General features: G+C 62.0%; 5 protein-coding genes. 3 read left to right on the plus strand and 2 right to left on the minus strand.

Annotated features, from left to right (window positions below):
• Positions 1 to 443 (minus strand): aldo/keto reductase (locus ACFWP7_RS42470; RefSeq protein ID WP_384393977.1); only part of this gene is annotated, 443 nt, incomplete at its 3' end.
• A gap of 167 nt (positions 444 to 610) precedes the next feature.
• On the opposite strand from ACFWP7_RS42470, the gene ACFWP7_RS42475 reads away from it, so the two are divergent.
• Genes ACFWP7_RS42475 through ACFWP7_RS42485 form a run of 3 tightly spaced genes read left to right on the plus strand, consistent with a single transcriptional unit; the run spans position 611 to position 2146 of the window.
• Complete coding sequence (locus ACFWP7_RS42475; RefSeq protein WP_384393980.1) at positions 611 to 817, plus strand: hypothetical protein; 207 nt, start codon at positions 611 to 613, stop codon at positions 815 to 817.
• On the plus strand, positions 801 to 1316 hold the full coding sequence (locus ACFWP7_RS42480) for a DUF6879 family protein (RefSeq protein WP_384393982.1): 516 nt from the start codon (positions 801 to 803) through the stop codon (positions 1314 to 1316). Before ACFWP7_RS42475 ends, ACFWP7_RS42480 begins: the two co-directional genes overlap by 17 nt.
• Positions 1313 to 2146 (plus strand): helix-turn-helix domain-containing protein, encoded by an 834-nt coding sequence (locus ACFWP7_RS42485; RefSeq protein ID WP_384393985.1) that lies wholly within the window; start codon positions 1313 to 1315, stop codon positions 2144 to 2146. The genes ACFWP7_RS42480 and ACFWP7_RS42485 overlap by 4 nt, the downstream gene beginning before the upstream one ends.
• An 801-nt stretch (positions 2147 to 2947) precedes the next feature.
• Here the strand turns inward: ACFWP7_RS42485 and ACFWP7_RS42490 are convergent.
• Positions 2948 to 3106 (minus strand): helix-turn-helix domain-containing protein (locus ACFWP7_RS42490; protein ID WP_384393988.1); only part of this gene is annotated, 159 nt, incomplete at its 5' end.

Raw genomic sequence — 3106 nt, forward strand, 5'->3', positions numbered from 1 at the left:
AGGGTGTCGATCGCCTGCCAGATCTCGTCGAAGGGAGTGTCGCGGTCGATGTGATGGAACTGGTAGATGTCGATGTAGTCGGTCTGGAGCCGCTTCAGGCTGGCGTCCACCGCCCGCCGGATGTTCACGGCGGAGAGCTTGTCGTGATTGGGCCAGGCGTCGTCGTCCGCAGCCATGTTCCCGTACACCTTGGTGGCGAGCACGGTCTTGTCGCGCCGCTCGCCGCCCTTGGCGAACCAGTTCCCGATGATCTCTTCCGTACGGCCCTTGTTCTCGCCCCAGCCATAGACATTGGCCGTGTCCACAAAATTCAGCCCCGCGTCCAGAGCCGAGTCCAGGATCGTGTGACTGGTGGGTTCGTCGGTCTGAGGTCCGAAGTTCATGGTCCCGAGAACGAGTCGGCTGACCTTGAGTCCCGTGCGTCCGAGCTGTGTGTACTCCATGGTCCCCAAGCCAACGCCTTCGAGCCCGCTCAAGGCAAGCGGCACCTTGGGCGCCAGGTTTATGCGACAACGCGCATAGTCGTGTGACCGCATAGACGTTCAGCCGCGCCTCCTCATACCGTCGTACTCGACGCCCCAACCGGGGCCATGAACCAGGGGGTTTCGGCATGGCACGCGAGGAACTGACCCGGCTTACTGGAGACGGCAACGGCGAGTGCGGCGAAGACGACTGCCCGAACGTGTACCGCACGGAGCGAGGGACCTTCGTTGTTCAGGGCGACGTGTCAGGCGCCTTCACTCCGCCTCAAGGCGAAGGGCTGGTAGAGATCCCCGAGAGTGTACTCCGGGAGGCGTTCCGTGCTCTTGGATGGTGACGAGTGGCGGGCGAAGTTCAGAGAATTTCAGTCGGAGGCATGGCGGTTGGAAACCTTGCCCCAGTACCGCGTACCTCAGGAGTCCGAAGAACTCGAAGCCTTCCGTTCCGGGAAGCGAATCGACCCGCATTCCTACGCGTCCGCGTACACGGAAGACCTGAAGCGGCAGCGGGGTGAAGGGAAGCGTAAAGGACGGGTGCATGTACTGACTCAACCGCTCTCCGAGTATCTGCGATTCGAGTTCTCACGGTACTACGCGCCTCATGTGCTGGCCGGAGAAGACATTCGAATCCTCGACGTGACGGACCGAGAGAACCCGTTGCCGGGGGTCCGGGACTTCTGGCTCTTCGACCGGTCGACAGTAGTCCTCATGAACTATGAAGAAGACGGAACGCAGATCAATCGAGAACTATACGAGAGTGATCCCGCCCCGTTCGTCGAGTACCAGCGAATCGCGGTGGCTGATTCGATTCCGTTTCAGGAGTACGTGAAGGAGTGACGTTCGAACCCGAGCAGCTTGGCCAGTCCAGTCAGGAACTGACCCTGAAGCTCCGAGAACTTCGCAAGCAGGCCGGACTCTCAGGAGTCCGGCTTGCCTCGCGTTGCAACATGTCTCAGTCCAAGGTGAGCCGGATTGAGAACGGCAAGGTGCGACCGTCCCTCGTTGACGTCGAACAGATCCTGAGGGCCCTTGACGCATCACCAGACATGATTGACGAGATCTCGACTCTCGCCAAGATGGCCAATACGGAATGGCGGAACCTTCGAGAACTGCGCCGCAAGGGGCTGGGTACAAGGCAGGCGGAGCTGAAGGCGCTGGAGACGTCCTCGACGCACATGCGCTACTTCCTGCTTTCCATGGTTACCGGCCTTCTGGCTACCCCGGAATACGTACGGGCCAGCCTCGCCCACTCCTCGGCAGATACGAGCAAAGCAGTAGCGGGCAAGCTGGAACGGCAGCGCATCTTGTACGACCCTTCCAAACGGTTCACGTTCATTCTCACGGAACAAGCGGTTCGCTGGCCTGTTGTTGCCCCGTTCGCTTTGGCCGAGCAGATTGACCGACTCTCGTCGTTGACGTATCTCCCGAACGTACACATCGGTGTACTCCCGATGGGCGCACCTACCCCCACAACTCCCCTGAACACGTTCACGATCTATGACTCATCACTGGCAACCATCGAGACATCAGCAGGAAGTCTCGTACTACGCGACGGCCGCGACATTCAGAGCTATCTCAACGAGTTCTCCGGATACGAGGGGTGCGCCTTGTACGGAGAGGAAGTCAGAGCGAAACTTTCCGAGTGGTCGACTACCTGCCGATCGTGATCTTTAGTCCACAACGCGAATAAGGCCCGGACCGATGCACACTCCACGGGACCATTGCTTGGCAGACAGGCATTCGGCGGGGAGGTCGCACGGCATGAGTACAACGAAGACAACGATGACGGGACCGGTGAACCTCTCGCTTCCACTTCCGCCCCCTGAACCGGCGCCGGAGTGTGGTGTGTGCAGCGCGTTGGTCAAGCAACGGCAGAAAGCGCGGGACAGAGGTGATCTGTCGGCGGCGACGGACGCTGATGTCGAGATCCGAAACCATCCGCATCAGACCAGAGGACGTCGGTGACCCGTTCCGTTCTCCGGTACGTGACTCACCGGATAACGCAGCACCCTGAGACCGACGTCACGTATGAGGCCGAGTGCCTGCGGTGCGCCTGGCAGGCCACGCCCTCGACAGACGGCGCGGCTGTCGACGTCGAGTGCATGAGCCACACCGGCCGGACAGAGCACGCCGGATTCCGACGCTTGTGCACGTCGTTCGCCTTCGTGGTGCGGGCCGAGTAGGGACGGCTCCTGGGCGCTGAGGGACGACGAGCAACACCACCAACGCGCGCCGGTTGCGGGGGCCGCCCATGACCCCGCGGCCCCTTACTGACCCCTGTCGGCTTCCCCTGTGGCTGACAGGGGTCAGCTCCATTGCCTCTGCTGATGAACGGCGTCAGCGACGTCGAGATGCCTACGCGGTAGGGGAACGCGAACGGCTTCCGACAAGGGGCCGCTCTTGGCATGAGTGCGGCCGTCCGAGCCCGTACATGGCAGTCTCGTCGCTATCGGGCAACCGCCCGACGATCACCCCGTCGTACCCGCGAGCGCCCGGTAGACAGTCGCCTGCCCCACTCCGAGGGTCTTGGCGATGGCGCCGTAGCTCTTGCCGCCCGCCTTCAAGTCCTGCGCCTGCTTGACCATCCTCGGGTCCATGGCCTTGGGTCGGCCCCCGACCTTGCCCTG

Source organism: Streptomyces sp. NPDC058470, from assembly GCF_042721055.1.
GTDB lineage: Bacteria > Actinomycetota > Actinomycetes > Streptomycetales > Streptomycetaceae > Streptomyces.